General features: G+C 67.3%; 24 protein-coding genes. 14 read left to right on the forward strand and 10 right to left on the reverse strand.

Annotated features, from left to right (window positions below; all coding sequences use genetic code 11):
- Positions 1 to 12: 12 nt before the first annotated feature.
- The 6 genes from HV783_RS10625 to HV783_RS10650 form a co-directional block, all read right to left on the reverse strand.
- The gene (locus HV783_RS10625; protein WP_175189095.1) at positions 13 to 570 is read right to left on the reverse strand and encodes a MauE/DoxX family redox-associated membrane protein; all 558 of its coding nucleotides are present in this window, start codon (positions 568 to 570) and stop codon (positions 13 to 15) included.
- A complete protein-coding gene (locus tag HV783_RS10630; protein ID WP_054503948.1) occupies positions 567 to 1757 on the reverse strand; it encodes an amine dehydrogenase large subunit in 1191 nt (396 codons plus the stop codon). Before HV783_RS10630 ends, HV783_RS10625 begins: the two co-directional genes overlap by 4 nt.
- A gap of 31 nt (positions 1758 to 1788) precedes the next feature.
- Positions 1789 to 2670, reverse strand: coding sequence for a transporter (locus HV783_RS10635; protein WP_054503949.1), 882 nt, complete (start codon positions 2668 to 2670; stop codon positions 1789 to 1791).
- 67 nt (positions 2671 to 2737) lie between these two features.
- Positions 2738 to 4234, reverse strand: coding sequence for a phenylacetaldehyde dehydrogenase StyD (gene styD, locus HV783_RS10640; protein WP_054503950.1), 1497 nt, complete (start codon positions 4232 to 4234; stop codon positions 2738 to 2740).
- Positions 4235 to 4389: 155 nt separating this feature from the next.
- Positions 4390 to 5379, reverse strand: coding sequence for a quinone oxidoreductase family protein (locus tag HV783_RS10645; RefSeq protein ID WP_054503951.1), 990 nt, complete (start codon positions 5377 to 5379; stop codon positions 4390 to 4392).
- Positions 5380 to 5442: 63 nt separating this feature from the next.
- Positions 5443 to 6423: a DMT family transporter gene (locus HV783_RS10650; protein WP_054503952.1), complete on the reverse strand. Its 981-nt coding sequence runs from the start codon at positions 6421 to 6423 to the stop codon at positions 5443 to 5445.
- 115 nt (positions 6424 to 6538) lie between these two features.
- Here HV783_RS10650 and HV783_RS10655 point away from each other — a divergent pair, with 115 nt between their 5' ends.
- The 5 genes from HV783_RS10655 (at position 6539) to HV783_RS10675 (ending at position 12402) form a co-directional block, all read left to right on the forward strand.
- Positions 6539 to 7426 (forward strand): DMT family transporter, encoded by an 888-nt coding sequence (locus HV783_RS10655; RefSeq protein ID WP_175189096.1) that lies wholly within the window; start codon positions 6539 to 6541, stop codon positions 7424 to 7426.
- A gap of 31 nt (positions 7427 to 7457) precedes the next feature.
- Positions 7458 to 7958, forward strand: coding sequence for a MarR family winged helix-turn-helix transcriptional regulator (locus tag HV783_RS10660; RefSeq protein ID WP_054503954.1), 501 nt, complete (start codon positions 7458 to 7460; stop codon positions 7956 to 7958).
- 104 nt (positions 7959 to 8062) lie between these two features.
- Complete coding sequence (locus tag HV783_RS10665; RefSeq protein ID WP_054503955.1) at positions 8063 to 9490, forward strand: efflux transporter outer membrane subunit; 1428 nt, start codon at positions 8063 to 8065, stop codon at positions 9488 to 9490.
- A gap of 20 nt (positions 9491 to 9510) precedes the next feature.
- On the forward strand, positions 9511 to 10770 hold the full coding sequence (locus HV783_RS10670; RefSeq protein ID WP_054503956.1) for an HlyD family secretion protein: 1260 nt from the start codon (positions 9511 to 9513) through the stop codon (positions 10768 to 10770).
- Between the two features lie 12 nt (positions 10771 to 10782).
- Entirely contained in the window at positions 10783 to 12402 is a 1620-nt protein-coding gene (locus tag HV783_RS10675; RefSeq protein WP_054503957.1) for a DHA2 family efflux MFS transporter permease subunit, read from the forward strand.
- 69 nt (positions 12403 to 12471) lie between these two features.
- Here the strand turns inward: HV783_RS10675 and HV783_RS10680 are convergent, their stop codons facing one another.
- From HV783_RS10680 to HV783_RS10690, 3 genes are all read right to left on the reverse strand, one after another.
- Positions 12472 to 13428 (reverse strand): WaaZ-like lipopolysaccharide core biosynthesis protein, encoded by a 957-nt coding sequence (locus HV783_RS10680; RefSeq protein ID WP_116793145.1) that lies wholly within the window; start codon positions 13426 to 13428, stop codon positions 12472 to 12474.
- Between the two features lie 27 nt (positions 13429 to 13455).
- Positions 13456 to 14523: a tartrate dehydrogenase gene (locus HV783_RS10685; protein WP_054503958.1), complete on the reverse strand. Its 1068-nt coding sequence runs from the start codon at positions 14521 to 14523 to the stop codon at positions 13456 to 13458.
- Positions 14524 to 14666: 143 nt separating this feature from the next.
- Entirely contained in the window at positions 14667 to 16190 is a 1524-nt protein-coding gene (locus HV783_RS10690) for a helicase HerA-like C-terminal domain-containing protein (protein ID WP_054503959.1), read from the reverse strand.
- 159 nt (positions 16191 to 16349) lie between these two features.
- On the opposite strand from HV783_RS10690, the gene HV783_RS10695 reads away from it, so the two are divergent.
- The 7 genes from HV783_RS10695 to HV783_RS10725 all read left to right on the forward strand — a co-directional run bounded on the left by HV783_RS10695 (position 16350) and on the right by HV783_RS10725 (position 21665).
- Entirely contained in the window at positions 16350 to 17081 is a 732-nt protein-coding gene (locus tag HV783_RS10695; RefSeq protein ID WP_116793147.1) for a YebC/PmpR family DNA-binding transcriptional regulator, read from the forward strand.
- A 156-nt stretch (positions 17082 to 17237) separates the two neighbouring features.
- Positions 17238 to 18545: a phosphoribosylamine--glycine ligase gene (gene purD, locus HV783_RS10700; protein ID WP_049075285.1), complete on the forward strand. Its 1308-nt coding sequence runs from the start codon at positions 17238 to 17240 to the stop codon at positions 18543 to 18545.
- 12 nt (positions 18546 to 18557) lie between these two features.
- Positions 18558 to 19469, forward strand: a complete 912-nt coding sequence (gene hemF, locus HV783_RS10705; protein ID WP_144655252.1) for an oxygen-dependent coproporphyrinogen oxidase — start codon at positions 18558 to 18560, stop codon at positions 19467 to 19469.
- Entirely contained in the window at positions 19466 to 20053 is a 588-nt protein-coding gene (gene nadD, locus HV783_RS10710; protein ID WP_144655253.1) for a nicotinate (nicotinamide) nucleotide adenylyltransferase, read from the forward strand. The genes hemF and nadD overlap by 4 nt, the downstream gene beginning before the upstream one ends.
- 73 nt (positions 20054 to 20126) lie before the next feature.
- Complete coding sequence (gene rsfS, locus HV783_RS10715; protein ID WP_175144044.1) at positions 20127 to 20531, forward strand: ribosome silencing factor; 405 nt, start codon at positions 20127 to 20129, stop codon at positions 20529 to 20531.
- Positions 20532 to 20539: 8 nt separating this feature from the next.
- Positions 20540 to 21010 carry a 23S rRNA (pseudouridine(1915)-N(3))-methyltransferase RlmH gene (rlmH, locus tag HV783_RS10720; RefSeq protein WP_049075290.1) on the forward strand — a complete coding sequence of 157 codons (471 nt, stop codon included), beginning with the start codon at positions 20540 to 20542 and terminating at the stop codon, positions 21008 to 21010.
- 40 nt (positions 21011 to 21050) lie between these two features.
- Complete coding sequence (locus HV783_RS10725) at positions 21051 to 21665, forward strand: Maf family protein (protein ID WP_054503964.1); 615 nt, start codon at positions 21051 to 21053, stop codon at positions 21663 to 21665.
- A gap of 73 nt (positions 21666 to 21738) precedes the next feature.
- On the opposite strand, the gene HV783_RS10730 is transcribed toward HV783_RS10725, so the two are convergent.
- Positions 21739 to 23073 carry a dicarboxylate/amino acid:cation symporter gene (locus HV783_RS10730; protein WP_054503965.1) on the reverse strand — a complete coding sequence of 445 codons (1335 nt, stop codon included), beginning with the start codon at positions 23071 to 23073 and terminating at the stop codon, positions 21739 to 21741.
- A 295-nt stretch (positions 23074 to 23368) separates the two neighbouring features.
- Here HV783_RS10730 and HV783_RS10735 point away from each other — a divergent pair, with 295 nt between their 5' ends.
- Positions 23369 to 25321 (forward strand): sensor histidine kinase, encoded by a 1953-nt coding sequence (locus HV783_RS10735; protein ID WP_254603865.1) that lies wholly within the window; start codon positions 23369 to 23371, stop codon positions 25319 to 25321.
- 34 nt (positions 25322 to 25355) lie between these two features.
- Positions 25356 to 26750 (forward strand): sigma-54-dependent transcriptional regulator, encoded by a 1395-nt coding sequence (locus HV783_RS10740; protein ID WP_175167706.1) that lies wholly within the window; start codon positions 25356 to 25358, stop codon positions 26748 to 26750.
- The last annotated feature ends 177 nt before the right edge of the window (positions 26751 to 26927 follow it).

Genomic DNA, 26927 nt, shown 5'->3' on the forward strand with positions numbered 1-26927 from the left:
GCTCCGTTGTTCCTAGATGTGCAGGTGCCGCAGCTTCAGGTGCGAAGCCAGCAGGTGGTTGGCGGTGAAATACAGGGCCACGGCGCTCATCGCCAGGCCGAAGACCGAGGCGGCGTCGGTCCATTGGAGGCTGCGTGACGCGCCCTGCGCGGCGGCGAACACCGGCAGCGTCCACAACGCCAGCAGGGCATTGCGCAGCACCATCCACCAGGACAGCCCGGCGCCGCGCGCCGCCGCGCCCCGGAAGGCGGGACCGCCGCAGCCGCAATCGATATCGCGGCGGCCGCGCGCCAGGTTCAGGGCCACGCCAGCCGTCGCCAGGGCCAGCACCAGCAATGCCAGCGCGGCCCCCGCCGCACGCAGGCCCGGCGCCAGCAGCAAGGCGCCGGCCAGCGCCTCGGCCAGCACATAGCCCCACGAGAAAAGGCTGGCCAACCCGGTCGGCAAAATGTCGTAGGCATGCACGGCAGCGCTGAACGCCGCCATATCCTTGAGTTTTTCCAGCGCGCCGAGCAGCAGCACGCAGGCCAGCGCCGCGCTGGCGGCATAGAGCAGCACGGGATCGGTCATTGCGCGCCTCCCGGCTGCGGCTCGACCTGCAGCGCCGTCTCGCCGGCGCCCTGGATCGTGCCCTTGAGCACCGGCGCCGCTGGCGCCGCGTCATAGATGTTGACATTGCCGCCGTCGATGGTGAACAGGCGCGGCTTGTCGTCCTGCGACACGGACATCGACAACGCGTTCTTGCCGGGAATGCGCGCCAGCCGCTTGTGCGTGGCCAGGTCGTAGACCCAGATCTCGGCCGCCGGCGTCTTGTGCGTTCCCTCGGCGCCATTCGGATGCATGCCCACGTACAGCCGCTTGCTGGCGCGATTCACCGCCAGCAGGTTGTAGCCGCCGGGACGCCAGCCGCGATCCTTGCCCGAAGCGTCCAGCAGCGACCAGCGCTCGCCGAAGCGGGCCTGTTCGCCGCTGAAATCGGCGCTGTAGACGTTGCCGTTGTATGAGACGAAGTAGAAGGTGTCGCCCAAGCGATCTGTATGCGTGAAGATCGGATCCTTCTCGACCTCGAACATGGGCTTGCTGCGCTGCTGGCCCGACGGCTTGCCGGCGGCGTCCAGGTCGACCGTGACGAACGAGCCGTCGCCGCAGATGCTGGCGAAGCTGCGCGGCCGCGACGGCGGCACGATGATGCTCCAGCAGCCGGCGGCCGCGGTCACTTCGTCGGCGAACTTGCGCGTCTTCAGGTCGACCACCGTGACCGACGAGGCCGGCGTGGCGTTCTGCACGAACAACAGGCCGCCGTCGGAACTCTGCTGCAGGTAGTTGCGGTAGTTCAGCGCCTGCGCGCGTTTCTCGGGTATCGGCACCTCGTACTTGGGCGTCAGCGTCTCGGCGTCCCAGGCCTCGACCACGTCGGTGCGCTTGCCGCGGTTCAGGCGCTCGTAATAGGTGGTCATGATGTAGATGTCCTTGCCGTCCGCCGACACCGTCATGTGGCCGTTGAACGACGAGGGCACCAGCCCCAGGAATTTCAGGGTGTCGCCGTCGTAGATGTTGACGCGGCTGTCGACCAGGTGATTGAACACCGCGTCCATCACGTACAGCCGGTGCGGCGTGGCGGGCGGCAGGCGGGTGCCGCCCTTGAGCTCCTCGACCGGCAGGTCGGCGCGGGCAAGCCCGGCGGCCGCGGCCAGGGCCGCGCACAGCGCCCATTTGCCCGCCCGCGCGGCGCCCCTGTTGGCACAAAGCGCAATCATTGGATCTCTCCTGCTGTCATGTCCGTTGCTCCTAGAAGGCGTAGACGTAGCGCATCTGCACGCCCCGCATGCGCGGGCCGTTCTCGACCTTGAGGTCGTGGATGTACTGCATCTGGATCTGGTTGGCGTCGTTGATCTGGTGCGTCAGCTCCAGCGCCAGTTGGTGGTTGCGGGCGCGGCTGGTCACCGTTTCGCCGGCGGCGCGCTCGCGGCCGCCGGTCTCGTAGCGGTAGCGGATGCCGGTGTAGGTGTTGTCCGTGATATTGGTCGAGGCCAGCGCGAAGAAGCGAAAGGACGGGTCTTTCTTGAGGGTCTGGCTCATCCAGTCGCTGTTGCGGCCGTAGATCTCCACTTCGCCGATGGCCTCCAGGAAGGTGGATTCGCCAACGCCCTTGACGAACGAGAAGTCCTGGATGGTGGACCAGCGGTTCTTGCCCGGCGACGTGTCCGGGCGCGAACCGTCGTAGCGGCCCACCGGCACCACCACGAACGGCTCCCAGGCAAACCAGGTCTTGGTCTGCTCATTGTTGTAGAGCCAGATGGCCGACCCCAGCGTCACATCGCCGACGCCGGTCTGGCGGTCGCGCGGGGCGCCCGACAGTTCCATCGTGGTGCGCGACATCGGCACGATGAACTCAAGCTGCACGGTCTTGCCGAACAGCTCCCGGTAATGCATCTGGCGGTAGATCAGCGCGTCCACGTCCACCGAGGCGCCGTCGATGCGCTTGCCCGCCGAATACAGCCCCGACGAGCGCAGTCCGGCCAGATAGCCGGCGATGATGTTGGTGCCCACCGGCGCGGGTATCCAGTCGCGCGCGCTCGGGTCTCCGGCCCATGCCGCCTGCGCCAGGGCCAGGCCCGCCAGCAGCAATGCTGTGCGCGCCCCAGCCCGGCAATTGGTCTTGCCTGCCATGCACTTCCCCTTGGTTGCGCGGCCGCGCGCGCCGGTATCTCCCGGCTTGTCTCGCGCGGCCGTCAGTCTAGTAAGCGATACAAACGGACTTCTTCTCCAGGTACATGTCCAGTACGGCGCGGCCGTGCTCTCGGCCGATGCCGGACTGCTTGAAGCCCCCGAACGGCATGTTCGGGTCCAGCATGTTGTGGGTGTTGATCCAGAGCGTGCCCGCGTCGATGCGCGGGATCAGGCGCTGGACCCGCGTCAGGTCGTTGCTCCAGAGGCTGGCGCCCAGGCCGAAGGCGCTGTCGTTGGCCAGCCGCACGGCGTCGTCGAGCGTATCGAACGGCTGCGCCACCACCACGGGGCCGAAGATCTCCTCGCGGGCAATGCGGGCGCCGGGCGCCACGTCGGCGAACACCGTCGGCCGCACGAAATAGCCGGCGCCCTCGCCCGCGGCGCCGCCCGCCAGCACCTTGCCGCCCTCGGCGCGGCCGATGCCGATGTAGTCCATCACGCGCTGCTGGTGGCGCGCCGACACCAGCGGCCCCACCTGCGTATCCGGGGCAAAACCGGAACCCAGCTTCATGCCGGCGGCAAGGTCGGCCAGCCGCTGCACCACCTTGGCGTACAGGCCCTTCTGCACGTACAGCCGCGAACCGGCGGTGCAGACCTGCCCCTGGTTGAAGAAGATGGCGGCGGCCGCGCCCTGCGCGGCCACGTCGGGGTCGCAGTCATCCAGCACGATCACGGGCGACTTGCCGCCCAGTTCCAGCGACACGCGCTTCATGTCGTCCATGGCGGCGCGGCCGATGAGCTTGCCGACCTCGGTGGAGCCGGTGAAGGCGATCTTGTCCACGCCCGGATGTGCCACCAGCGCCGCGCCGGCGGTCTCGCCACGACCGGTCACCACGTTGACCACGCCCGGCGGAAAGCCCGCCTCCAGCACCAGTTCGGCCAGGCGCAAGGCGGTCAGCGGGGTTTCCTCGGCGGGCTTGAGCACCACCGTGCAGCCGGCGGCCAGCGCCGGGGCGATCTTCCAGATCGCCATCAGCAGGGGGAAATTCCACGGGATGATCGCCGCCACCACGCCCACCGGTTGCGGCAGCGTGTAGGCGCTGTACTTCACGCCGGGCGGGAACGGGATCGACAGCGCCAGCGTGTCACCGGTCAACTTGGTGGCCCAGCCCGCCATGTAGCGCAGCCATTGCGCGCCGGAGCCGACCTCCAGCCCCTGGGCCACGCCCAGCAGCTTGCCGTTGTTCAGGGTCTCGAGCCGCGCCAGTTCCTCGCCGTGGCGTTCCACCAGGTCCGCCAGGTTCAGCAGCAGGCGCTCGCGCCCGGCCGGCAGCATGTCGCGCCATGGCCCGCTGGCAAACGCCCGGCGCGCGGCCTGCACCGCCAGGTCGATCTGCGCCGGACCGGCGTCGAGCTGGGTGGCGATGACCTCGCCGGTGGCCGGGTCGTGCACGGCAATGGGGTCGCCCTGCCCCTGGCGCAGCGGCTTGCCGTCAACGATCATGTATTCCCGGATGGCGGCCAGTTCCGGGCGGCCGGAGGCGGAGGGATGGGCGGACGACATGCGTGAGGCTCCAACGGATAGGGTGAAGCCAGGATAGCAACGGCCCACCGCGCTGGCTTGTCCGCCCGTGCATGGAGATTTGTCCCGGTGCGCACGAAAAAAAACGGGACGCGCCATGCGTCCCGCCTTGTCCGCGGCGCCAGGGGCGCGCCGGATCAGTCCAGCATCAGCACCGTGGCGCCGGTGGTCTTGCGCGAGGCCAGCGCGGTCTGCGCGTCGCCGGCCTGTTCCAGGCTGTAGCGCTGGTCGATGCGAACCTTGATCTTCTTCTTCAGCACCAGGTCGAACAGCTCTTCCGAGGCGGCCTGCAGCTTTTCCAGCGTATTGACGTGCACGCCCAGCGACGGCCGCGTCACGTACAGGCTGCCCTTCTGGTTCAGGATGCCCAGGTTCACGCCCGCCACCGGACCGGAGGCGTTGCCGAAGCTGACCATCAGGCCGCGCGGCTCCAGGCTGTCCAGCGAGGTTTCCCAGGTGTCCTTGCCGACGCCGTCATAAACCACCGGCACCTTCTTGCCGCCGGTCAGTTCGAGCACGCGCTCGGCCACGTTCTCGCGCGAATAGTCGATGGTTTCCCAGGCGCCGTTGGCGCGGGCCAGCTCGGCCTTCTCGGGGCTGGAGACCGTGCCGATCAGCTTTACGCCGAGCGCGCGCGCCCACTGGCAGGCGATCAGGCCCACGCCGCCGGCGGCCGCGTGGAACAGGATGGTTTCGCCGCCTTGCAGGCGATAGGTCTGGCGGAACAGGTACTGCACCGTCAGGCCCTTGAGCATGAGCGCGGCGGCTTCGTCGAAGCCGATGCCCTTGGGCACCTTCACGACCTGGTTGGCCGGCACGTTGCGGGCCTTGGCGTAGGCGCCGATCGGGCTCTGGCCGTAGGCCACGCGGTCGCCCTTCTTCAGGTGCTTGACGTCGGCGCCCACGGCGGTGACCACGCCCGCGCCCTCGAAGCCCAGGCCATGCGGCAGCGGATGGGGATACAAGCCCGTGCGGAAATAGATATCGATGAAGTTCAGCCCGGCCGCGTGCTGGTCGATGGTGACCTCATTGGCGGCCGGCGGCGGCACCTCGACTTCGACCAGTTTCAGGACCTCGGGACCGCCATGCTGCTCGATACGAATTGCCTTGACGAGATTGCTGGCCATGCTGGCCTCCTTTCATTGAAATGTTGCGACGCAAGCTTGAAAATCAAATACGCAATTCGGACGTCAGCGCGCGGACGCGCTGCCGCCCGGCGCGGCGGGCGGCGGCTTGGCGGCCCCGCCCCCCATCAATACGAATACCCCGGCCAGGACCAGCGCGGTGCCCGCCATCTGCCAGACCGTCACGGGCTCGTGCAGGAACCACGACGCCAGGAACAGCACCGACACCGGTCCCAGCATCCCCAGCAGCGACGCGGTCGGCGCGCCGATCAGCGCCACCGCCCACATCAGCATGAAGACCGGCACCACCGTGTTCAGGGTGGCATGGATGATCGAGTAGCCGTACACGCCCATCGGCTGCACCAGCACGGAGGCCGGATGGATCACGAAGAACTGCACGATGCAGGCCACGCACGACACCAGCATGGCATACGCCACCAGCCGGGTCGGCCCGACACGCTTGATCAGTTCTCCGGAGCAAATCAGGTACACAGAATAGCTGAGCGCCGAACCGAAGACGAATAAAGACCCTAACAGCACCTCGGCGGAACCGCCAAAGCTCAGATCATGCGCGAAAACCAGCACCACGCCGGCATACGACAGCGTCATCGCCAGCCACTGCCGGCGCTCGACCGGCCGTTTGAACCAGAAGGCCGAGATCAGCACCACCAGCGATGGCGACAGGAACAGGATCAGCCGCTCAAGGCTGGCGGTGATGTAGCGCAGGCCGAGGAAATCCAGGAAGCTGGACAGGTAGTATCCCAACAGGCCCAGCAGGCAGACCTGGATGCGTTCCTTCCAGGTCATGACCACGATTTCGCCGCGAGCCGCCAGGCGCGACTGGTGCCACGCCACGGCCGCGAAGAACGGCATGGCGAACAGCATGCGGAAGGCGATCAGGGTGACCGCGTCGATCCCGTAGCGGTAGGTGAACTTGACGACGATGGCCTTGGCGGAGAACAGGATGGCGCCAAGCGCGGCCATGAAAAATCCGGCCGCGCGGCTGGAGGGACGAGAGGCCGGCAAAAGCTTGGCAATGCGATTCATGCGATGATTTTAGATTCAGCGCCGCGGGATTTGCACGCCTGGCGCGCATTTTCAGCCTGCCGCGGCCGGCCATGAACCGGCTCCGCCCCTTCCGTTCCCTGCCCTCTCCCTGCGAATGACCCGACACCGCGCCCTGACTTACATCCATATCGCCGCCATCCTGTTCGGCCTGACCGGCGTCTTCGGCGAGCTGATCCAGGCCAGCGCGGCAGTCATCACACTGGGGCGGGCAGTCTTCGCGGTGATCTCGCTCGGCCTGTTCGCCCGCATGCGCCGGCGCCCGCTGCTGGGCGCCCTGGCGCCAGCCCAATTGTTCGTGCTGGTGATCGCGGGCGCCCTGCTGGCGGCCCACTGGGTCACCTTCTTCATTTCGGTCAAGGTCGGTGGCATCGCCATCGCCACGCTGGGCTTCGCGAGTTTCCCGGCCTTCATCACGCTGTTCGAGGGATTGATCTTCCGGGAACGCGTGCGGTTGGCCGAATGGCTGCTGCTGGGCCTGGTCACGGCCGGCCTGGTGCTGGTCACGCCGTCGTTCGACCTGGCCGACCAGGGCACCATCGGCCTGGCCTGGGGTCTGCTGTCCGGTCTGACCTTCGCCCTGCTGGCCCTGAGCAATCGGCGCTCGGCCTCGGGCATGGATCCGATGCAGGTCGCCTGCTGGCAAAACCTGGTGGTGGCGCTGGTGATGCTGCCGTTCGCCGTCGGCCAGTTGCCCGCCCTGCCCGCCATGGACTGGTTCTGGCTGGCGCTGCTGGGCGTGTTCTGCACCGGCCTGTCGCACTTCCTGTTCGTCTCCAGCCTGACTCGCCTGAACGCCCGCAGCGCCGGCCTGGTGATCGCGCTGGAACCGGTCTACGCCATCGCCTTCGCCTGGGCGCTGTTCAGCCAGCAGCCGACGGTGCGCATGATGGCCGGCGCCGCCCTGATCGTGGCCGCCATCGTCTGGTCCGGGCTGCGCAAGGCCCCGGCCGCCCCCGAAAGCGCCCCTCGAAAGCAGCCTTGACAATTACTGCCTGGGCAGTAAAATCCGCTGCATGAATGCCTCGTCACGCCCTGAATCCTCCGAAAATCCGGTTCACTATCGCGGTGATACCCGCTGCATGATGGAAGAAAACGCCGGCTACCTGATCAAACTGGTGGCCAACTCCCTGAACCGCATGCTGGACCAGGAAATGGCGCCGCTCGACCTCACCGCGATGCAGTGGCGGCCGATCGCCATGGTTGCCCTGGGCCGGGCCGATACGCCCGCCGAACTGGCCCGGCTCAACGGCGTCGACACCGGCGCCATGACCCGCACGCTCGACCGGCTCGAGGCCAAAGGCCTGCTGCGACGGGCCCGCAACCAGCTCGACCGGCGCGTCGTGAAGATCGAATTGACGGAACTGGGCGAAACCAAGGCGCGGGCGATCCCGCCCAATATCGCCCGCGTGCTGAACCACCACCTGCGTGGTTTCTCCACCGACGAAGTGACGCAGTTGATGCACCTGCTGCGCCGCATGATCGCCAACGGCTCCGCCTCCGCGCCCGAGCGCTGACGACGCCCGCTTGAGCCGCCCGCCCCTGCAAAAGGGGTTTTATTTGACGTAATATTTGCCTAGGCAAATACAGATTAATCAATTACTTTCAGCAGATTGTCAGGATGAAACGCCTTCTTTCTACCGCATTAGCGCTGGCCTTGAGCGGTTGTGCCCTGATGGAACCCGGCCCCGAGCCGGTGGCCGCCCTGAATGAAACCAAGCTGGGCCTGACCGCCCAGGACGTCGCCTGGCCTGACACGCAATGGTGGCATCGCTACGGCGACAGCCAACTCAACGCGCTGATGGACGAAGCGCTGGCCAACAGCCCGTCCATGACTGCCGCCCAGGCGCGCCTGGCCAAGGCCAATGCCGCCGTCAGCACGGCCCGCGCTCCCCTGATGCCGCGCGTGGACGCCAACTACACGCTGAACCGCGAGCACCTGTCGAGCGACTACATTTACCCGGCGCCGCTGGGCGGATCGGTCGTCAGCGACAACCGCCTGGCGCTGGACTTCAGCTACGAGCTCGATTTCTGGGGCAAGAACCGCTCGCGCCTGAAGGCCGCGGTCTCGCAGCAGGCCGCCGCCGCGGCCGACGCGCAGGCAGCGCGCAACGTGCTGGCCAGCGCCACCGTGCGCGCCTATCTCAACCTGCAGGACGCCTTCGCCCAGCGCGACGTCATCAAGCGCGTGCTGGCCCAGCGCGAGGAAGTGCTGTCGCTGACCCGCGGCCGCTATTCCGCCGGCCTGGACACCCAAGTCGAGGTGAAGCAGGCCGAATCGTCGCTGGCCGCCGGCCAGGTCGAGCTGACCCAGACCGAGACCACGCTGGCGCAACTGCGCAATCAGGTCGCGGCACTGGCAGGCGCCGGCCCGCAGCGCGGCCAGTCGCTGGTGGAAGCGGCGCTGACCGCGCCCGCCGGCGGCGTGCCAGCGAGCGTACCGCTGGACCTGCTGGGCCACCGTCCCGACGTGGTAGCCGCGCGCTGGCGCGCCGAGGCCGCCCGGCACCAGATCGACAGCGCCCGCGCCGAGTTCTACCCCAATGTCAACCTCGTGGCCTTCGCCGGCTTCCAGGCCATCGGCACCGGCAACCTGCTCGGCGCCGCCGCCCGCACCGCCGGCATCGGCCCCGCCATTACCCTGCCGATCTTCCACGGCGGCGAATTGAACGCCAACCTGGCCGGCCGCCGCGCCGATGCCGACCTCGCCGTGTCCGACTACAACCAGACCGTGCTCGACGCCGTGCACCAGGTCGCCGACGCGCTCGACGGCCTGCGCCTGCTGGAGCAGGAACGAGCGCAGCAGCGCCAGGCGCGCGAAGCCATCGAGGCCGCTTATGAACTGGCCGTCAACCGCTACAAGGCCGGCATGGGCAACTACCTGACCGTCCTGGTCGCGCAGACCGGCGTACTGACCCAGGCACGGCTCGACACCGACCTGCGCATCCGCGCCTATCAGCTCGACGCCAACCTGGCCAACGCGCTGGGCGGCGGCTACGTCCCCGCCCCCGCGCAGCAGCCCGCGCCCGCCACGAACTCCACTCATTGAACGCTCCGGATTCAGACGTCATGAACGCAGCCACTCCCACGACCAATCCCGCCCGCAAACGCCTGCTGCTGATCGCGACCGGCGTTTTCATCCTCATCGCGATCGCCTACGGCATCTGGTGGGCGCTGTTCGGCGCCCACTTCGAAAGCACCGACGACGCCTACGTGCACGGCAACCTGGTGCAGATCACGCCACAGGTGCCCGGCACCGTGGTGGCCATCGAGGCCGACGACACCGAAACCGTCACCGCCGGCCAGCCGCTCGTGCGCATCGACCCGGCCGACACACAGGTCGCCTTGCAACAGGCCGAGGCCAAGCTGGCTCAGACCGTGCGCCAGGTCCGCACCTACTATGTCCAGAACGATGCGCTGGCGGCTGACGTCGACCTGCGCCAGGCCGACATCCAACGCGCCCAGGCCGAACTGACCCGCGCCCAGAGCGACGTCACCCGTCGCCAGCAACTGGCCAAGTCCGGCGGCGTGAGCGGCGAGGAAATCCTGCACGCCGAAGCCGCACTGAAGACCGCGCAATCCGGGCTGGCGCAGGCCCGCGCCGCGCTGGCCGCCTCGCGCGCCAAGCTGGCGACCAACCAGGCGCTGACGCAAGGCACCACGGTGGCCGAGCACCCTGACGTGCGCCAGGCCGTTGCCGGCCTGCGCAACGCATGGCTGGCCCAATCGCGCACGGTCCTGCCCGCCCCCGTGGGCGGCGTCATCGCCCGCCGCACCGTCCAGGTGGGCCAGCGCGTGGCCCCGGGCGCCGCGCTCATGACGGTGGTGCCGCTGGACCAGGTCTGGGTCGAAGCCAACTTCAAGGAAGGCCAGTTGCGCAAAATGCGCATCGGCCAGCCGGTCAAGATGACGGCCGACCTGTACGGCAGTTCGATCACCTACCACGGCACCGTCGCCGGACTGGACGCAGGCACCGGCAGCGCCTTCGCCCTGCTGCCAGCACAGAACGCCACCGGCAACTGGATCAAGGTGGTGCAGCGCGTGCCCGTGCGCATCGCGCTCGATCCCGAGGATCTGAAGACGCATCCGCTGCGCGTGGGCCTGTCGATGGACGTGGAAGTCGACGTCGGCAAGCAGGACGGCGCAGCGCTGACCGCCGCCACCCGCAAGGAACCGGCCTGGTCGACGCGCGCGTTCGAACCGGCCCATGACGAGGTCGACGCCCTGATCGGCAAGATCATCCAGGCCAACCTCGCCTCCGACGAATTCACGCCGCAGGCGGCGCAATCGCCCGTGGCCAAAGAGGGCTTGGCGCGCGGCGCCAAGTAAGGGGATCTTCCCATGAGCACCACCGCTCAGCCCGCGGCCGGCGGCGCCCCCGCCGAGCCCACCGTACTTCCGCCCGGGACCTACCCGCCACTGGAAGGCGCCACCCGCATCATCGGGTCGATCGCCCTGTCCACGGCGGTGTTCATGAACGTGCTGGACACCTCGATCGCGAACGTGTCCATTCCCACCATTTCCGGCGATCTTGGCGTCAGCTCCAGCCAGGGCACCTGGGTCATCACGTCGTTCGCCGTGGCCAACGCCATCACGGTGCCGCTGACCGGCTGGCTGACGCAGCGCTTCGGCCAGGTCCGGCTGTTCCTGATATCCACCCTGCTGTTCGTGCTGGCGTCGTGGCTGTGCGGCTTCTCGCCCTCGCTCGAAGCGCTGATCGCATTCCGCGTGCTGCAAGGCGCCGTGGCCGGGCCGATGATCCCGCTATCGCAAACGTTGATGCTGGCCAGCTTCCCCAAGTCCAAGGCGGGCATGGCGCTGGCGGTCTGGTCGATGACGACACTGGTGGCGCCAGTGGCGGGACCGCTGCTGGGCGGCTGGATCTCCGACAACTACACCTGGCCGTGGATCTTCTACATCAACGTGCCGGTGGGCCTGCTGGCGGCATGGATCAGCTGGCGCATCTACGGCAACCGCGAATCGCTGACCCGCAAGTTGCCGATCGACAAGCTCGGCCTGGTGCTGCTGGTGGTGTGGGTTGGCGCGCTGCAGATCATGCTCGACAAGGGCAAGGAACTGGACTGGTTCGCCAGCCCCACCATCATCGCCCTGGCCGCCATCGCTTTCGTGGCATTCGTCTTCTTCCTGATCTGGGAATTGACCGACGCGCATCCGGTGGTCGACCTGCGCCTGTTCAAGATCCGCAACTTCACGGTCGGGGCGCTGACGCTGGCGGTGGCCTATGGCGTGTTCTTCGGCAACGTGGTGCTGCTGCCGTTGTGGCTGCAGAGCTACATGGGCTACACGGCCACCTATGCCGGCCTGGTGACCGCGCCGGTGGGCCTGCTGGCCATCCTGCTCACGCCGATGGTGGGCAAGATGCTGGCCACGCGCGACCCGCGCCAGATCGTGACAGTGGCGTTCCTGATCTTTGCGCTGGTGTGCTTCATGCGTTCGGGCTTCAACACCCAGACCGACGTGCGCACGCTGATGATCCCGACCATCATCCAGGGCGCGGCCATGGCGGCGTTCTTCGTGCCGTTGACGTCGATCACGCTGTCGAGCATCGAGCCTTGGCGCATCCCGGCCGCCTCTGGCCTGTCGAACTTCCTGCGGCTGACCGCGGGCGCCTTCGGCACCTCGATCGCGACTACGCTGTGGGAGAACCGCGCCACGCTGCACCATGTGCAATTGACCGAGGCGGCGCGGCCCGGCCAGCAGGCGTTTGACCAGACACTCAACGTGCTGCAGAACACGGTCGGCATGTCGCACCAGCAGGCCTTGAGCACGGTCGACCGGCTGATCAACGCACAGGCGTTCACGATGTCCGCGGTGGATGTGTTCTACGCCTCGGCGGTGATCTTCCTGTTGCTGACTGGCCTGGTCTGGTTCGCCCGGCCACGCTCGGCCAAGGCGGGCGGTGGCGGCGGCGCGGCCGAAGCCGCGGCGGGCGCCCACTGATCGCCGCCCAGCCCTGTCCCTGACAGGGCGCGCACCCAAAAAAAGGCCCGGCGGATGCCAGGCCTTTTTTCAATGTTTAAGCAGCGTGTGCCAGTCCTGCCGTTCGATCACCTCCGGCGGCAGCGCGCTCACCGGCGACAGGTTGATCACCGACACGCCGCGCCCACGCCACTGCTGCGCGGCGAAGCGGAACGAGGGCTCGATCAGGCGGGCGAAGTTGCGCGCCAACCGGCTGGCCTGCGGCGTCTCGCCTTCGTCGTAGAAGCGCATGCCGTGCTGCAGTGTCAGGTCCAGGCCGTGCAGATAGACCTTGCGCGCGCCCCCCGAAATCATCACCTGCAGCGCCACGTAAGCCACCGTATCCGCGTCGAACACCCCGAGCGACGCGTCGAAGCTGTAGCCCAGGCCCTGCTTGGCGTCCAGCAGCCGCAGGTCGGGCGAGGCGGCCACCATGCGCTTGAGCACCGCGGGCGCGGCGCTGCGCTGGTAGGCGCGCTCGGAAATGAACTCGATGATGCAGATGCGGCAGCGGATCTCTTCCTGCGCAATCCCCTGCATGATGTAGCGCAGCACGTCGGGCAGCACATACAGCGTCAGGTCACAGGCGACGATCTCGCGCACCAGATCGATGCGGTCCCGCACGAAATTCTGGTCGATGATGCAGTAGTACTTGAACTGCAGATTGAACTTGCGCGCCAGCGCGATCGAACCATTCACCCCCATGGCTGCCCGGATGTCCAGGCGGTCATAGGGAATCTCGGCGATCGACGGCCCGCTCAGGATCAGGTGCATCTCGTCGTCGTCGGGGTCGTACCCCTGCTCCAACGGCGTGATGGGCACCGAGCGGCCGAACGCGCGGAAACCACAGATCACCCCCGCGGGATTGCGCCAGATGCGCACGAACGGCCACAGGTGCTGATTGTGGCGCTGCGTGCGCGACCGCAACATCCGGAACAGCTTGCGGGCGAAACGGTCGGCACGGCTGCCACCCACCGGGGCGGAGCGGGAGGCGATGGAATCGACCACGGTCTGGGCCCCGGTCAACGCATCGCGCTAGGTCGCCGCGATCAGCGACGCAATGGCGTCGCCTACTTCGGCAGTGGACGCAGTGCCCTTCATGTCGCGCGTGCGCGGGCCATCGGCCAGCACCGTTTCAATGGCGCGGACCACGGCCGCCGAGGCGGCGTCATAACCCAGGAAGTCGAGCATCAGCGCGCCGCTCCAGATCTGGCCGATCGGATTGGCGATGCCTTTGCCATAGATATCGGGTGCGGAGCCATGCACGGGCTCGAACAGGGACGGGAACTTGCGCTCGGGGTTCAGGTTGGCCGACGGCGCGATGCCGATCGTCCCCGTGCAGGCGGGGCCGAGATCGGAAAGGATATCGCCGAAAAGGTTGGAAGCCACGACCACGTCGAACCAGTCAGGATGCTGCACGAAATGCGCGCAGAGGATATCGATGTGATATTTGTCCCAGCGGACATCCGGATAGTTCCCAGCCATTTCCGCCACGCGCTGGTCCCACCATGGCATCGAAATCGAAATGCCGTTGGACTTGGTCGCCGCCGTCAGGTGCTTGCCGCGCTTGCGGGCCAGTTCGAAGGCGAATTTCAGTACGCGCTCGGCGCCGATGCGGGTAAATACGCTTTCCTGGATGACCACTTCGCGCTCGGTGCCGCCAAACAGGACGCCGCCGCTGTTGGAATATTCACCTTCGGTGTTTTCACGCACGATGAAGAAATCGATCTCGCCGGGCTGGCGGCCGGCCAGCGGCGAAGGCACGCCGGGCATCAGGCGCACCGGGCGCAGATTGATGTACTGGTCGAATTCGCGGCGGAACTTGAACAACGAGCCCCACAACGCCTCGTGGTCCGGCACTGTGGCGGGCCAGCCGATGGCGCCGAAGAAAATCGCTTCATGCTGGCCGATCTGCCGTTGCCAATCGTCCGGCATCATTTTGCCGTGCTTGGCGTAGTAATCGCAGCTCCAGTCGAAGTGGTCCCACTGGAAATCAATGCCGAAGCGCGACGCAACGGCGTCAAGCACTTTCAGGCCTTCCGGAACGACTTCCTTGCCGATTCCGTCCCCTGGGATCACCGCAATCTTGTGTTTTTTTGCCACCACCGTTTCCTTTGTAATCCTGGATTGCACCGCCCAGAATCATAGGCATAAATGGCGGTAACGCAATACCCCAAGTTACAAACAACGTACTACCCGACGTTACAGCGCCGGGTACAGTTTGTTCCGGAGATGGAATACAGAATTCAGCGACGCGTCTTGGAGCCCAGCAGCGATCCCAGGATGCCGCGCGCCAGTTGCGTCGCGATCGAACGCGCCGTGCTCTTGGCGAAAGTCTGCACCACCCCATCGCGCTTGCCGCCGCGCGGGCCGGTGGAGCCGAACAGCACATCGTTCAGGCTGTCCATCAGGCCGCCGCCCTGCGCCTGGCCCGGCGCGCCGCCCGCAGTCGGCGTCGGCGCGGCCTTCCCGGACGCCTGATCGGCCGGGGCCGCGGCGCGTCCGGCCAGCACTTCGTAAGCGGATTCGCGGTCGATGGCCTTGTCATACTTGGCCGACATCGGGCTGCCCTGGCGCAGGGCCAGGCGCTCGGCGTCGGTGGCCGGGCCGATGCGGCTGCCTGGCGGCACGATCCAGGCGCGCTCGGTCGGCATCGGGCGGCCCTTGGCATCCAGCAGCGAGACCAGCGCTTCGCCCACGCCCAGTTCGGTGATGGCCGCCTCGATATCCAGTCCCGGATTGGGCCGCATGGTCTGGGCCGCGGTCTTGACAGCCTTCTGGTCGCGCGGCGTGAAGGCGCGCAAGGCGTGCTGCACCCGGTTGCCCAACTGGCCCAGCACGGTGTCCGGAATGTCCAGCGGGTTCTGCGTCACGAAATAGACGCCCACGCCCTTGGAACGCACCAGCCGCACCACCTGTTCGATCTTGGTCAGCAACGCTGGCGGCGCGTCGTTGAACAGCAGGTGCGCCTCGTCGAAGAAGAACACCAGATTGGGCTGGTCGACGTCGCCCACTTCCGGCAGTTTCTCGTACAGGTCGGCCAGCAGCCACAGCAGGAAGATGGCGTACAGCCGCGGCGCCTGCATCAGTTTGTCGGCGGCCAGCACGTTGACGATGCCACGTCCCTGGGCGTCGGTGCGCATCAGGTCGGCGACGTCCAGCATCGGCTCGCCGAAGAATTTCTCGGCGCCCTGCGACTCCAACGCCAGCAGGCCGCGCTGGATCGCGCCGACGCTGGCGGCGGACACGTTGCCATAGCGGGTCTTGAGCTCGGCGGCGCGGTCGGCGACGTTCTGCAGCATGGCGCGCAGGTCTTTCAGGTCCAGCAGCAGTTGGCCTTCGTCATCCGCCACCTTGAACACCAGCGTCAGCACGCCTTCCTGGGTGTCGTTCAGCTCGAGGATGCGCGCAAGCAGCAGCGGCCCCATGTCGGTGATGGTGGCGCGCACCGGCGTGCCTTGCTCGCCGAACACGTCCCACAGCGCGACCGGGCTGGCGCCCCAGGCCGGCTCGTCCAGGCCCAGGTTCTTGAGCCGCTCCTGCAGCTTGGGGCTGGCCGCCCCCGCCTGCGAAATGCCGGTCAGGTCGCCCTTGACGTCGGCCATGAAGACCGGCGTGCCGATGCGGGAGAAGGATTCGGCCAGCACCTGCAGGGTGACGGTCTTGCCGGTACCGGTGGCGCCAGTGATGCAGCCGTGGCGGTTGGCCAGGGCGGGCAAGAGGGCCAATTCGGTCTGCGCGTTCTTGGCGATGACGATGGGATTGGGCATGGACTGCTCTCCGGACCGGAATGACTCAGATGCCCAAGTGTAGAGCCTGCGATGACGCTTGTGCGCGTGGCAATATGGACACAGGCGGCCCGCTCCCGGGCGCGGAGGCCGCCGGCACGGTAAAATGCCGTTTTTGCAGACAATTTATCCTGGGAAGCCATGGCCGGACACAGCAAATGGGCCAATATTCAGCACCGCAAAGGCCGTCAAGACGCCAAACGCGGAAAGCTCTGGACCAAGATCATTCGTGAAATCACCGTGGCGGCGCGCGCCGGCGGCCCCGACCCGGACAGCAACCCGCGCTTGCGCATGGCCTGGGACAAGGCCACCGACGCCAACATGCCCAAGGACAACATCCAGCGCGCCATCCAGCGCGGCGCGGGCGGCGCGGACGGCGAAGCGTACGAAGAAGTGCGCTACGAGGGCTACGGCATCGGCGGCGCGGCGGTCATCGTCGACTGCATGACCGACAACCGCACCCGCACCGTGGCCGAAGTGCGCCACGCCTTCGCCAAGAACGGCGGCAACCTGGGCCAGGAAGGCTCGGTCGCCTTCATGTTCAAGCACTGCGGCCAATTCGTGTTCGCCCCCGGCACGCCGGAAGACAAGGTCATGGAAGCCGCGCTCGAGGCCGGCGCCGAAGACGTCGCCACCGACGAGGAAGGCGTGATCGAAGTCATCTGCGCCCCGACCGACTACGCCGCCGTGCGCAAGGCGTTCGACGACGCCGGCCTGAAGGCCGAAGTCGACGGCATCGTCATGAAGGCCCTGAACGAAACCGAACTGGCCGGCGAAGACGCCATCAAGATGCAGAAGCTGCTCGACGCCCTGGAAGGCCTGGACGACGTGCAGGAAGTCTATACCACCGTCATTTTCGACGAAGCGCAGTAACTTTCCGCAGTCTTTTTCCATTACCCCGGCGCGCTGCGGGCTTATGCCTTCCAGGCGCCGCGCTGTCACCGGATCCGGGCCCGCCCGGATCCGTGGCCTATTTCTCGGGCAGGTGTCTGACGACACTCGACTGGCAACCTTAAGAATCACGCAACAATGAAACTCCTGGTAATTGGCTCGGGCGGCCGCGAACATGCCCTCGCCTGGCGACTGGCCCGCTCCCCCCGCGTACACAAGGTGTACGTGGCGCCGGGCAACGGCGGCACGCAACGGGCCGAGCAGATGGAAAACATCCCGCTCACCAATGCCGAGGAATTGGCCGATTTCGTCCAGCGCGAAGGCATCGCACTGACGGTCGTGGGCCCCGAGGCGCCGCTGGCCGCCGGTGTGGTCGACGTCTTCCGCGCCCGCGGCCTGAAGATCTTCGGCCCGACCAAGGCCGCCGCGCAACTGGAAAGCTCCAAGGACTACGCCAAGGCCTTCATGGTCCGGCACAACATCCCGACCGCGCGCTATGCCACCTTCACCGACCCGGCCCAGGCGCATGCCTACATCGACCAGGAAGGCGCCCCCATCGTGATCAAGGCCGACGGCCTGGCCGCCGGCAAGGGCGTGGTGGTCGCCGCCACGCTCGAAGAGGCCCACGCCGCCGTCGACGCCATGCTGGGCGACGGCTCCATGGGCGAAGCCGGGGCGCGCGTCGTCATCGAGGAATGCCTGGTCGGCGAGGAAGCCAGCTTCATCGTCATGTGCGACGGCCGCAATGTGCTGGCGCTGGCCACCAGCCAGGACCACAAGCGCCTGCAGGACGGCGACCAGGGCCCGAACACCGGCGGCATGGGCGCCTACTCGCCCGCCCCGATCGTCACGCCCGAGCTGCACCACCGCATCATGCGCGAAATCATCCTGCCGACCGTGCAGGGCATGACGCGCGACGGCATCCCCTACACCGGCTTCCTGTACGCCGGCCTGATGATCGCCCCCGGCGATGATCCCGACCGCGACATCAAGACGCTGGAATTCAACTGCCGCATGGGCGACCCGGAAACCCAGCCGATCATGATGCGCGTCAAGAGCGACCTGCTGGACGCGCTCGAGCACGCCGTCGAGGGCACGCTGGACCAGGCCGACATCACCTGGGACCGCCGCACCGCCCTGGGCGTGGTGCTGGCCTCGCACAACTATCCCAACACCCCGCGCACCGGCGACGTCATCCGCGGCCTGCCCGCCGACGCCGACGACTGCATGGTGTTCCACGCGGCCACCCGCCTGGAAGGCGACGAAACCCAGACCACCGGCGGCCGCGTGCTGTGCGTCACGGCGCTGGGCGACTCGGTCAAGATGGCGCGCGACCGTGTGTACGAAGCCATCGACGGCATCCACTTCGACGGCCGCCAGTACCGCAGCGACATCGGCTGGCGCGCGCTCAAGCCGTCGCAGCAGAAGCCCAAGTCCAACGCGTAACCGGAAGCGCCGATGAACGCCTTGCCCGTCGCCGACGTCCGCGGCTACCTCACCGGCCTGCAAGCCCGCATCGTCGCCGCGCTGGAGGCCGCCGAAGGCGGCCCCTTCCGCAGCGACGAATGGGTCAGGCCCGAAGGCGGCGGCGGCCTGTCGCGCCTGCTCGAAGGCGGCCAGTTGTTCGAGCGCGCCGGCGTGCTGTTCAGCCACGTCCAGGGTTCGAAGCTGCCGCCGTCGGCCAGCGCGCACCGGCCCGAGCTGGCTGGCCGCTCCTGGGAAGCCATGGGCGTGTCGATGGTGCTGCACCCGCGCAACCCGTACGTGCCCACCACGCACATGAACGTGCGCATGTTCGTCGCCGCGGCCCGTCACGGCCATGACGAGGCCGACGTGTTCTGGTTTGGCGGCGGCATCGACCTGACGCCTTACTACCCTTTCGAGGAAGACGCGCGCCACTTCCACACGGTGTGCCGCGACGCCCTGGCCGGGCATGGCGCCGACTACTACCCGCGCTACAAGCGCTGGTGCGACGAGTATTTCTTCCTCAAGCACCGCAACGAAACCCGGGGCATCGGCGGCATTTTCTTCGATGACCTGAACGCTCCCGGCTTCGACGCCTCGTTCGCCCTGACGCGCTCGGTCGGCGACGCCTTCCTCGACAGCTACCTGCCGATCGTCGAACGTCGCCGCCACACGCCCTACGGCGAACGCGAACGCGACTTCCAGGCCTACCGCCGCGGCCGCTACGTCGAATTCAACCTGGTGTTCGACCGCGGCACACTGTTCGGCCTGCAGTCCGGCGGCCGCACCGAGTCGATCCTGCTGTCCATGCCGCCGCTGGCGCAATGGCGCTACGACTGGCAGCCGGAGACGGGCACGCCCGAGGCCGAGCTGGCTGCCTACCTGACGCCGCGGGACTGGGTGTGAAGCGTATCGGGCTCCTGGGCGGCAGTTTCGACCCCGTCCACGTCGCGCATGTCGCGCTGGCCGACAACGCGCTGCGGGCGCTCGGCCTGGCGCAAGTGCAACTGATCCCGGCGGCCAACCCCTGGCAGCGCGCCGCCTTGCACGCCACCGCGGACCAGCGCCGCGCCATGCTGGAACTGGCCATCGCCGGCCACGATGGCTTGGCGGTCAATCCGATCGAACTCGAACGCGGCGGCGCCACCTACACCATCGACACCCTGCGCGCCCTGCCCGCCGATGCCCGCTATGTCTGGCTGCTGGGCGCCGACCAGTTGGCCAATTTCTGCACCTGGCAGTCATGGCGCGAAATCGCCAGCCTGGTCGACCTGGCGGTGGCCACACGCCCCGGCACGCCGCTGGCGCCGCCGGCGGAACTGGCCGACTGGCTGCGTGGCCAGGGACGCCAGCTCGAAGAATTGCCTTTCGCCCCGATGCCGGTCTCGGCCTCGCAGATCCGCGAGCGCCTGGCCCGGGGCGAACCGACCGACGGCCTGCTGGCCGCGCCGGTCGCCGCCTATATTGCGGCGCACCATCTTTACCGATAAACCCATCCCGCCCTGGCGCGCAGCGCCACGGAAACCGGCACTCGCCGTCCGTCAGCGGGTTATATTTGCAGCTATGGATATACAGAAACTCCAACGCGCCGTCATCGACGCCCTCGAAGACGTCAAGGCGCAAGACATCAAGGTCTTCAACACCACGCATCTGACCAGCCTGTTCGATCGCGTCGTGATTGCAAGCGCCACTTCCAACCGGCAGACCCGCGCGCTGGCCTCCAGCGTGTCGGACCGCGGCCGCGCGCTCGGCCTGTCCGGCATCACGATCGAAGGCGAAGACACCGGCGAATGGGTCGTGGTCGACCTTGGCGATGTCGTGGTCCACATCATGCAGCCCGCCATCCGCCAGTACTACAACCTGGAAGAGATCTGGGGCGGCAAGCCGGTGCGCGTCAAACTGCTGCCCGAATCCACCCGGGTCGCGCCGGTCGCCAGCGATAGCGCCTACGACAGCACCGACGACTGAGGCGCGGCGTGAAGCTGATCGTCGCCGCCGTGGGCACGCGCATGCCGGACTGGGTGCAGACCGCCTGGGATGACTACGCCAAGCGCCTGCCCCCCGACTGCGCGCTGGAACTGCGCGAGATCAAGCCCGAGCCTCGCACGACTGGCAAGACCCCGGCCCAGATGATGGCCGCCGAGGCCAAGCGCATCGAGGCCGCGCTGCCGGCCGGTGCGCTACGCCTGGCGCTGGACGAACGCGGCCGCGACCTCACCACCATGGCGTTGTCGCAAAAGCTGGAGCAATGGCGCGCCGGTGGCCAGGACGTCGCCTTCCTGGTCGGCGGCCCCGACGGCCTGGATGCCGAGCTCAAGGCTTCGTGCAGCGGCCAGTTGCGCCTGTCGTCACTAACGCTGCCGCATCCCATGGTGCGCGTGGTGCTGGCTGAACAGCTCTACCGCGCCTGGGCCATCATGACCAACCATCCCTATCATCGCGCCTGAGGCATGACGCCGGACGCCAGCCTGGCGCGCGCCGCTTCCCATGACTGACGCCCCCCCTCCCGCACGCCTGTACCTCGCCTCCGCCAGCCCGCGCCGGCGCGAACTGCTGACGCAGATCGGCCTCGCGCACGACGTGCTGCGCGTGCCGGCGCCGCCCGGTGAAGACGAACCCCAGCACCCCGGCGAAAGCGCCGCCGACTACGTGCAGCGCACCGCGCGCGACAAGGCCGAACGCGGCCGCGACTGGCTGCGCGCGCAAGCCTTGCCGGCCTTGCCGCTGCTGGCCGCCGACACCACCGTCATCCTCGACGGCCAGGTGCTGGGCAAGCCCGCCGACCGCGACGACGCCATCCGCATCCTGCAGGCGTTGTCGGGCCAGACGCACCAGGTCCACACCGCCGTCGCGCTATGGACGGGCGATCGCCTGCTGGAAGCGGTTTCGATCACCCAGGTGCAGATGCGCCCCTTGCAACCTGACGAAATCGCGCGCTACTGCGACAGCGGCGAGCCTTACGGCAAGGCCGGCGCCTATGGCATCCAGGGCCTGGCGGGCACTTTCATCGCGCGCATCGACGGCAGCTACACCGGCGTCATGGGCCTGCCGCTATTCGAGACCGCCAACCTGTTGCGGGCCGCGGGCATCGCGATTCCCTGATTCCGCGCAATCCCATGAAAAAAGCCCCCGGGCCGTGCGGTCCCGGGGGCTTTTTGACGTGGTCAGGCGGCGATCAGCTCTGCGACGTCGACACCCGCGCCATCGCCTGCGGCTGCGCGGCCGGCGCCTCGCCTTCGAGCGCCGCATGCAGTTGGTCCTTGTCCAACTCGCCTTCCCAGCGCGCCACCACGACCGCGGCGGTGGCGTTGCCGACCAGGTTGGTCAGCGCGCGGCATTCCGACATGAAGCGGTCCACGCCCAGGATCAGCGCCATGCCGGCCACCGGCACTGTCGGCACCACCGACAGCGTCGCGGCCAGGGTGATAAAGCCGGCGCCCGTCACGCCCGCGGCGCCCTTGGAGCTCAGCATTGCCACCAGCAGCAACAGGATCTGGTCACCCAGCGACAGCGGAATGTCGCAGGCCTGCGCGATGAACAGCGCCGCCATCGTCATGTAGATGTTGGTGCCATCCAGGTTGAACGAATAACCGGTGGGCACCACCAGGCCGACCACCGACTTCGAGCAGCCGGCGCGTTCCATCTTCTGCATCAGCGTCGGCAGCGCCGCTTCCGACGAGCTCGTGCCCAGCACCAGCAGCAGTTCTTCGCGGATGTAGCGCACCAGCTTCAGGATCGAGAAGCCGTTGTAGCGCGCCACCAGGCCCAGCACCACGACCACGAACAGCACCGAGGTGGCGTAGAAGGTGCCCACCAGCATCGCCAGGTTGATGATCGACTTGATGCCGTACTTGCCGATGGTGAACGCCATCGCGCCAAATGCGCCGATGGGCGCGGCCTTCATCAGGATGGCGACCAGCTTGAAGATCGGTTGGGCCAGCGCCGTCAGGAAGTCCAGCACCGGCTTGCCGCGCTCGCCGACCTGAGCCAGCGCGATGCCGAACAGCACCGCCACGAACAGCACCTGCAGGATGTCGCCGCCGACGAAGGGGCTGAAGATCGTGGTGGGGATGACGTTCAGCAGGAAACCCGTGATGGTCGAGTCATGCGCCTTGGCGACATAGCCCGACACCGCCTTCTGGTCCAGCGTGGCCGGATTGATGTGCATGCCGGCGCCCGGCTGCACGATGTGGCTCACCACCATGCCCACGATCAGGGCCAGGGTCGAGAACACCAGGAAGTACAGCATGGCCTTGCCCGCCACGCGCCCGACCTTCTTGAGGTCGCTCATGGCCGCGATGCCGGTCGCCACGGTCAGGAAGATCACCGGGGCGATGATCATCTTCACCAGCTTGATGAAGCCGTCACCCAGGGGCTGCATGGCCTGCCCGAGGTCGGGCTTGAAATAGCCCAGCAGGATGCCGATCACGATCGCGAAAAGCACCTGCACATACAGAATTTGATAGAACTTGAGCTTGCGCGCAGGCGCGCCTTGATCCACTTCGATCATCGGGATTTGTCCCCACCAGGGCCCCAGGCTCCATGCGACGATGCGCAGCGGGTATCGGGGGCGTTATCTCTTTTAAAGCCTTGCGTATCTCCGCAGGCCGATTTCACCCGATGAGCAATATCGCCGGGCTTGCACTGTCATATGCAAATGGCGTGCCAAGCCACGGTTGATCGGATATAGAACTCAAGCCTTTGATTCAATTGTGCTTTTTCCGGCTGACAGGGGTTGCCGCCGAAAAGATTGGCGAAATACCGCACAGAACTCCGCTAAAATGTGCGAAAAACCGCACACCACCATGCCCACTCGTCCTCGCTCCCAGCAGGCGTCCGCCGCTGCGCCCGCTCAAGCGGATGCCGCCGCGTCCCGCCGCCGTCAGGCCTGGCCGTGGGCGCTTCTGATTCTGGCGGTCGTGGCGGTGGTGTTCGGTATCCTGCATGCCGCCAGCGAATGGGCGCGCGACGGCGCTCTCAAGGAAGCCTACCTGCAGGCCCGCAGCGCCGGCCAGATCAACGCCGCCCTGCTGCGCAACAACCTGGACAAATTCCGTGCGCTGCCCTTCGTCCTCACTCGCGATGTCGACCTGCGCGCCACGCTGCAGAACCCCACAGCGGCGCAGATCGAGTCGCTCGACGAAAAACTCGACAGCCTGAGCCGCGGCGTGGGCGCCTCGGCGATCTACGTCCTGGACCAGACGGGCTACGCCATCGCCGCCAGCAACTGGCGCGAACCCGCCACCTTCGTCGGCGTCGATTACCAGTTCCGGCCCTACTTTCGCGGCGCCGTGGCGCACGGATCCGCCGAGCACTTCGCGCTTGGCACCATCAGCCACGAAGCCGGCCTTTACCTGTCGCGGCGGGTCGACGACACCAGCGGCACGATGCTGGGCGTCGTGGTGTTGAAAGTCGATTTCCGTGACCTCGAAGCCGACTGGCGCCAGTCGAACGCGCCCATCTTCGTCACCGACGAACATGGCGTCGTGCTGCTGGGCAGCGTGCCCGACTGGCGCTTCCGTGTGCTCAAGCCGCTGACGCCCGACCTGGCCCAGACCCTGCGCACCAGCCTGCAGTTCGGCGACGCCATGTTCCAGCCGCTGCCCTTGCGGCCCGCCCCGACGACGATCAGTGGCGGCCAACTGCTGCGATCGGCCGAAGCCCTGCCACAGATTCCGGCCGGCGCGCCGCTGCTGCACACCACACTCCCCATCGTCGAATCGCCGGGCTGGACGCTGCACCTGCTGTCCCCCGTGCAGTCGGCGCTCAACCGCGCCACCGCCAACGCGCAACTGGGCGCCCTGCTGGCCCAAGGCGTGCTATCCGCCGTCATCGGCATCCTGCTTTACCGCCGCCATCGCAACCGTGAACGCGCCTCCCAGCAGATGGCGGTACGCCAGCAGTTGGCCGCCCAGGTCGAAGAGCGCACCGCGCAACTGCGCGAGGTCAACCAGCAACTGCTGGCGCAAATGGACGAACGCCAGCGCACCGAGGCGCGTCTGCACACCATGCAGGACGAACTGGTGCAAGCCAGCAAGCTCGCGCTGCTGGGCCAGGTTGCCGCCGGCGTCGCGCACGAAATCAACCAGCCGGTGGCCGCGATCCGCGCCTATGCCGACAACGCCGCTGAATTCCTACGCCGCCAGGATCCGGCCTCCGTCCAGGAAAACCTGGGCACCATCGCCTCGCTCACCGACCGCATCGGCCATATCACCGGCGAGCTGCGCGCGTTCTCGCGCAAGGCAGGCGCCTCGGTCGGCCCCACCAGCCTGAAAGAGGCGCTGGATGGCGCACTGCTGCTGGTCGGCCCACGGGCCAGGCGCCAGCGCGTAGTGTTGCAACGCCCGCCTGTGGAACAAGACTACCTGGTGCAGGCCAACCGCATCCGCCTCGAGCAGGTGCTGGTGAACCTCCTGCAGAACGGCATGGATGCACTCGAAGGCCAGGCCGACGGCCGCATCATCATCGCACTGCAGGACATGGGCGCCTCGGTGCAACTGTTCGTCAACGACAACGGCCCGGGCCTGTCGCCCGAAGCCAGCGCGCGCCTGTTCACGCCGTTTCACACCACCAAGGCCGAGGGCCTGGGGCTGGGCCTGGTGATTTCACGCGACATCGTCGCCGAATTCGGCGGCGACCTGCGTGCCGCCCATCCCGGCGATGCCATTTTCCCCGCGCCCCACGGCCCCGGCCGCGGCGCGATGTTCACCCTGACGCTGCGCAAAGCGCCGCCTTCGATCCATGACCCGCGTACCTGACACCGACCACTCCCAGCCCCTGCCGCCAGGCGCCATGCCTGGAGCCGCCCTGCTGGAAGATCCCCGCGCCAAGCCCGCCGCACCACGTGTCGCCTTCATTGACGACGACGAGGACCTGCGCCGCGCCAACGTGCAGACGCTCAAACTGCACGGCATCGCGGTCGAAGCCCATGCCAGCGCGCGCGGCGCGCTCGCCACGATCAATCGCGACTTCGACGGCGTGGTGGTCACCGATATCCGCATGCCCGACATCGATGGGCTGCAACTGTTCCAGCGCCTGCGGGCCATCGACCCGGAGATCCCCGTCATCCTCATCACCGGCCACGGCGACATCGCCATGGCGGTGCAATGCATGCGCGACGGCGCCTATGATTTCCTGGCCAAACCCTATCCCCCGGATCGCCTGGTCACCGCCATCTCACACGCAGCCGAAAAGCGTCACCTGGTGCTGGAGAACCGCCGCCTGCGCGAGGCCGCGTTCGCGGTCGAAGCCGACGAAGTGCCCTTCATAGGCACCACCCCGGCCATGCAGCGCATCAAGCAGACGCTGCGCCACATCGCCGACGCCGACGTCGACGTGCTGGTTGAGGGCGAAACCGGCACCGGCAAGGAAGTGGTCGCCACCGCCCTGCACCGCCTGAGCCGCCGGCGGCATCGCGCGCTGGTCGCGATCAACTGTGGCGCGCTACCGGAAAGCGTGATCGAAAGCGAGCTGTTCGGCCACGAGGCCGGCGCCTTCACCGGCGCGCAGAAGCGGCGCATAGGCCGCATCGAGCACGCCAGCGGCGGCACCCTGTTCCTCGACGAAATCGAGAGCATGCCCCTGGCGGTGCAGGTCAAGCTGCTGCGCGTCCTCGAATCGCGACAGATCACCCCGCTGGGCAGCAACGAAGTCCGCAACCTGGACCTGCGCGTCGTCGCCGCCACCAAGGAAGACCTGGGCAGCCCGGCCGTTCGCGCCAAATTCCGCGAAGACCTGTTCTACCGCCTGAATGTGGTCACCATCCGCATTCCGCCGCTGCGCGAACGCCGCGAGGACATCCCTCTGCTGCTGGCCCACTACCTCGGTCATGCCTCGCGCCGCTTCCAACGCGATATTCCCGACATGCCCACGGACATCAAGCGCCATCTATTGACACATGACTGGCCCGGCAATGTGCGAGAACTCGCACACTTCGCCGAACGCTTCGTCCTGGGCGTGCTGAACACCCCCACCGCCACGGCCCCCGAACCCGCAATCAGCGCCGGCACCCTGCCGGAAAAGATGGAGCGTTTCGAAGCCCAGCTCATCCGTGAAGCGCTCGCCGCCCACCGGGGCGACGTCCGCGCAACGCTGGAAGCGTTGGGCATTCCTCGCAAGACGTTCTACGACAAGCTGCAGCGTCACGGCATTGACCGTCAGGACTACACCGGAACGGCACCGCTCTGACGCATTGTCCCGGCCAACAAAAACCCCCGTGCGGCGCAAGCCGCATGGGGGTTTCTTTTCAGGGTGTGGCGCGCCCCAAAAGACAAAACCCCACAGGCGTTAGCCTGCGGGGTTCTGAGCAATAAAAGCCTGACGATGACCTACTTTCACAGACGTCCGTCCACTATCATCGGCGCA

The sequence above is a fragment of the Achromobacter dolens genome, assembly GCF_902859745.1.
GTDB lineage: Bacteria > Pseudomonadota > Gammaproteobacteria > Burkholderiales > Burkholderiaceae_B > Achromobacter > Achromobacter dolens.

Excerpts from the sequence above, each read along its gene's own strand:
- HV783_RS10635 (WP_054503949.1), bottom strand. The coding sequence starts at position 2,670 with ATGGCAGGCAAGACCAATTGCCGGGCTGGGGCGCGCACAGCATTGCTG.
- HV783_RS10660 (WP_054503954.1), top strand. The coding sequence starts at position 7,458 with ATGAATGCCTCGTCACGCCCTGAATCCTCCGAAAATCCGGTTCACTAT.
- HV783_RS10675 (WP_054503957.1), top strand. The coding sequence starts at position 10,783 with ATGAGCACCACCGCTCAGCCCGCGGCCGGCGGCGCCCCCGCCGAGCCC.
- HV783_RS10670 (WP_054503956.1), top strand. The coding sequence starts at position 9,511 with ATGAACGCAGCCACTCCCACGACCAATCCCGCCCGCAAACGCCTGCTG.
- HV783_RS10630 (WP_054503948.1), bottom strand. The coding sequence starts at position 1,757 with ATGATTGCGCTTTGTGCCAACAGGGGCGCCGCGCGGGCGGGCAAATGG.
- HV783_RS10695 (WP_116793147.1), top strand. The coding sequence starts at position 16,350 with ATGGCCGGACACAGCAAATGGGCCAATATTCAGCACCGCAAAGGCCGT.
- HV783_RS10740 (WP_175167706.1), top strand. The coding sequence starts at position 25,356 with ATGCCTGGAGCCGCCCTGCTGGAAGATCCCCGCGCCAAGCCCGCCGCA.
- HV783_RS10735 (WP_254603865.1), top strand. The coding sequence starts at position 23,369 with ATGCCCACTCGTCCTCGCTCCCAGCAGGCGTCCGCCGCTGCGCCCGCT.
- HV783_RS10665 (WP_054503955.1), top strand. The coding sequence starts at position 8,063 with ATGAAACGCCTTCTTTCTACCGCATTAGCGCTGGCCTTGAGCGGTTGT.
- HV783_RS10645 (WP_054503951.1), bottom strand. The coding sequence starts at position 5,379 with ATGGCCAGCAATCTCGTCAAGGCAATTCGTATCGAGCAGCATGGCGGT.
- HV783_RS10730 (WP_054503965.1), bottom strand. The coding sequence starts at position 23,073 with ATGATCGAAGTGGATCAAGGCGCGCCTGCGCGCAAGCTCAAGTTCTAT.
- HV783_RS10690 (WP_054503959.1), bottom strand. The coding sequence starts at position 16,190 with ATGCCCAATCCCATCGTCATCGCCAAGAACGCGCAGACCGAATTGGCC.
- HV783_RS10655 (WP_175189096.1), top strand. The coding sequence starts at position 6,539 with ATGACCCGACACCGCGCCCTGACTTACATCCATATCGCCGCCATCCTG.
- styD (WP_054503950.1), bottom strand. The coding sequence starts at position 4,234 with ATGTCGTCCGCCCATCCCTCCGCCTCCGGCCGCCCGGAACTGGCCGCC.
- hemF (WP_144655252.1), top strand. The coding sequence starts at position 18,558 with ATGAACGCCTTGCCCGTCGCCGACGTCCGCGGCTACCTCACCGGCCTG.
- purD (WP_049075285.1), top strand. The coding sequence starts at position 17,238 with ATGAAACTCCTGGTAATTGGCTCGGGCGGCCGCGAACATGCCCTCGCC.
- HV783_RS10725 (WP_054503964.1), top strand. The coding sequence starts at position 21,051 with ATGACTGACGCCCCCCCTCCCGCACGCCTGTACCTCGCCTCCGCCAGC.
- HV783_RS10650 (WP_054503952.1), bottom strand. The coding sequence starts at position 6,423 with ATGAATCGCATTGCCAAGCTTTTGCCGGCCTCTCGTCCCTCCAGCCGC.
- HV783_RS10625 (WP_175189095.1), bottom strand. The coding sequence starts at position 570 with ATGACCGATCCCGTGCTGCTCTATGCCGCCAGCGCGGCGCTGGCCTGC.
- rsfS (WP_175144044.1), top strand. The coding sequence starts at position 20,127 with ATGGATATACAGAAACTCCAACGCGCCGTCATCGACGCCCTCGAAGAC.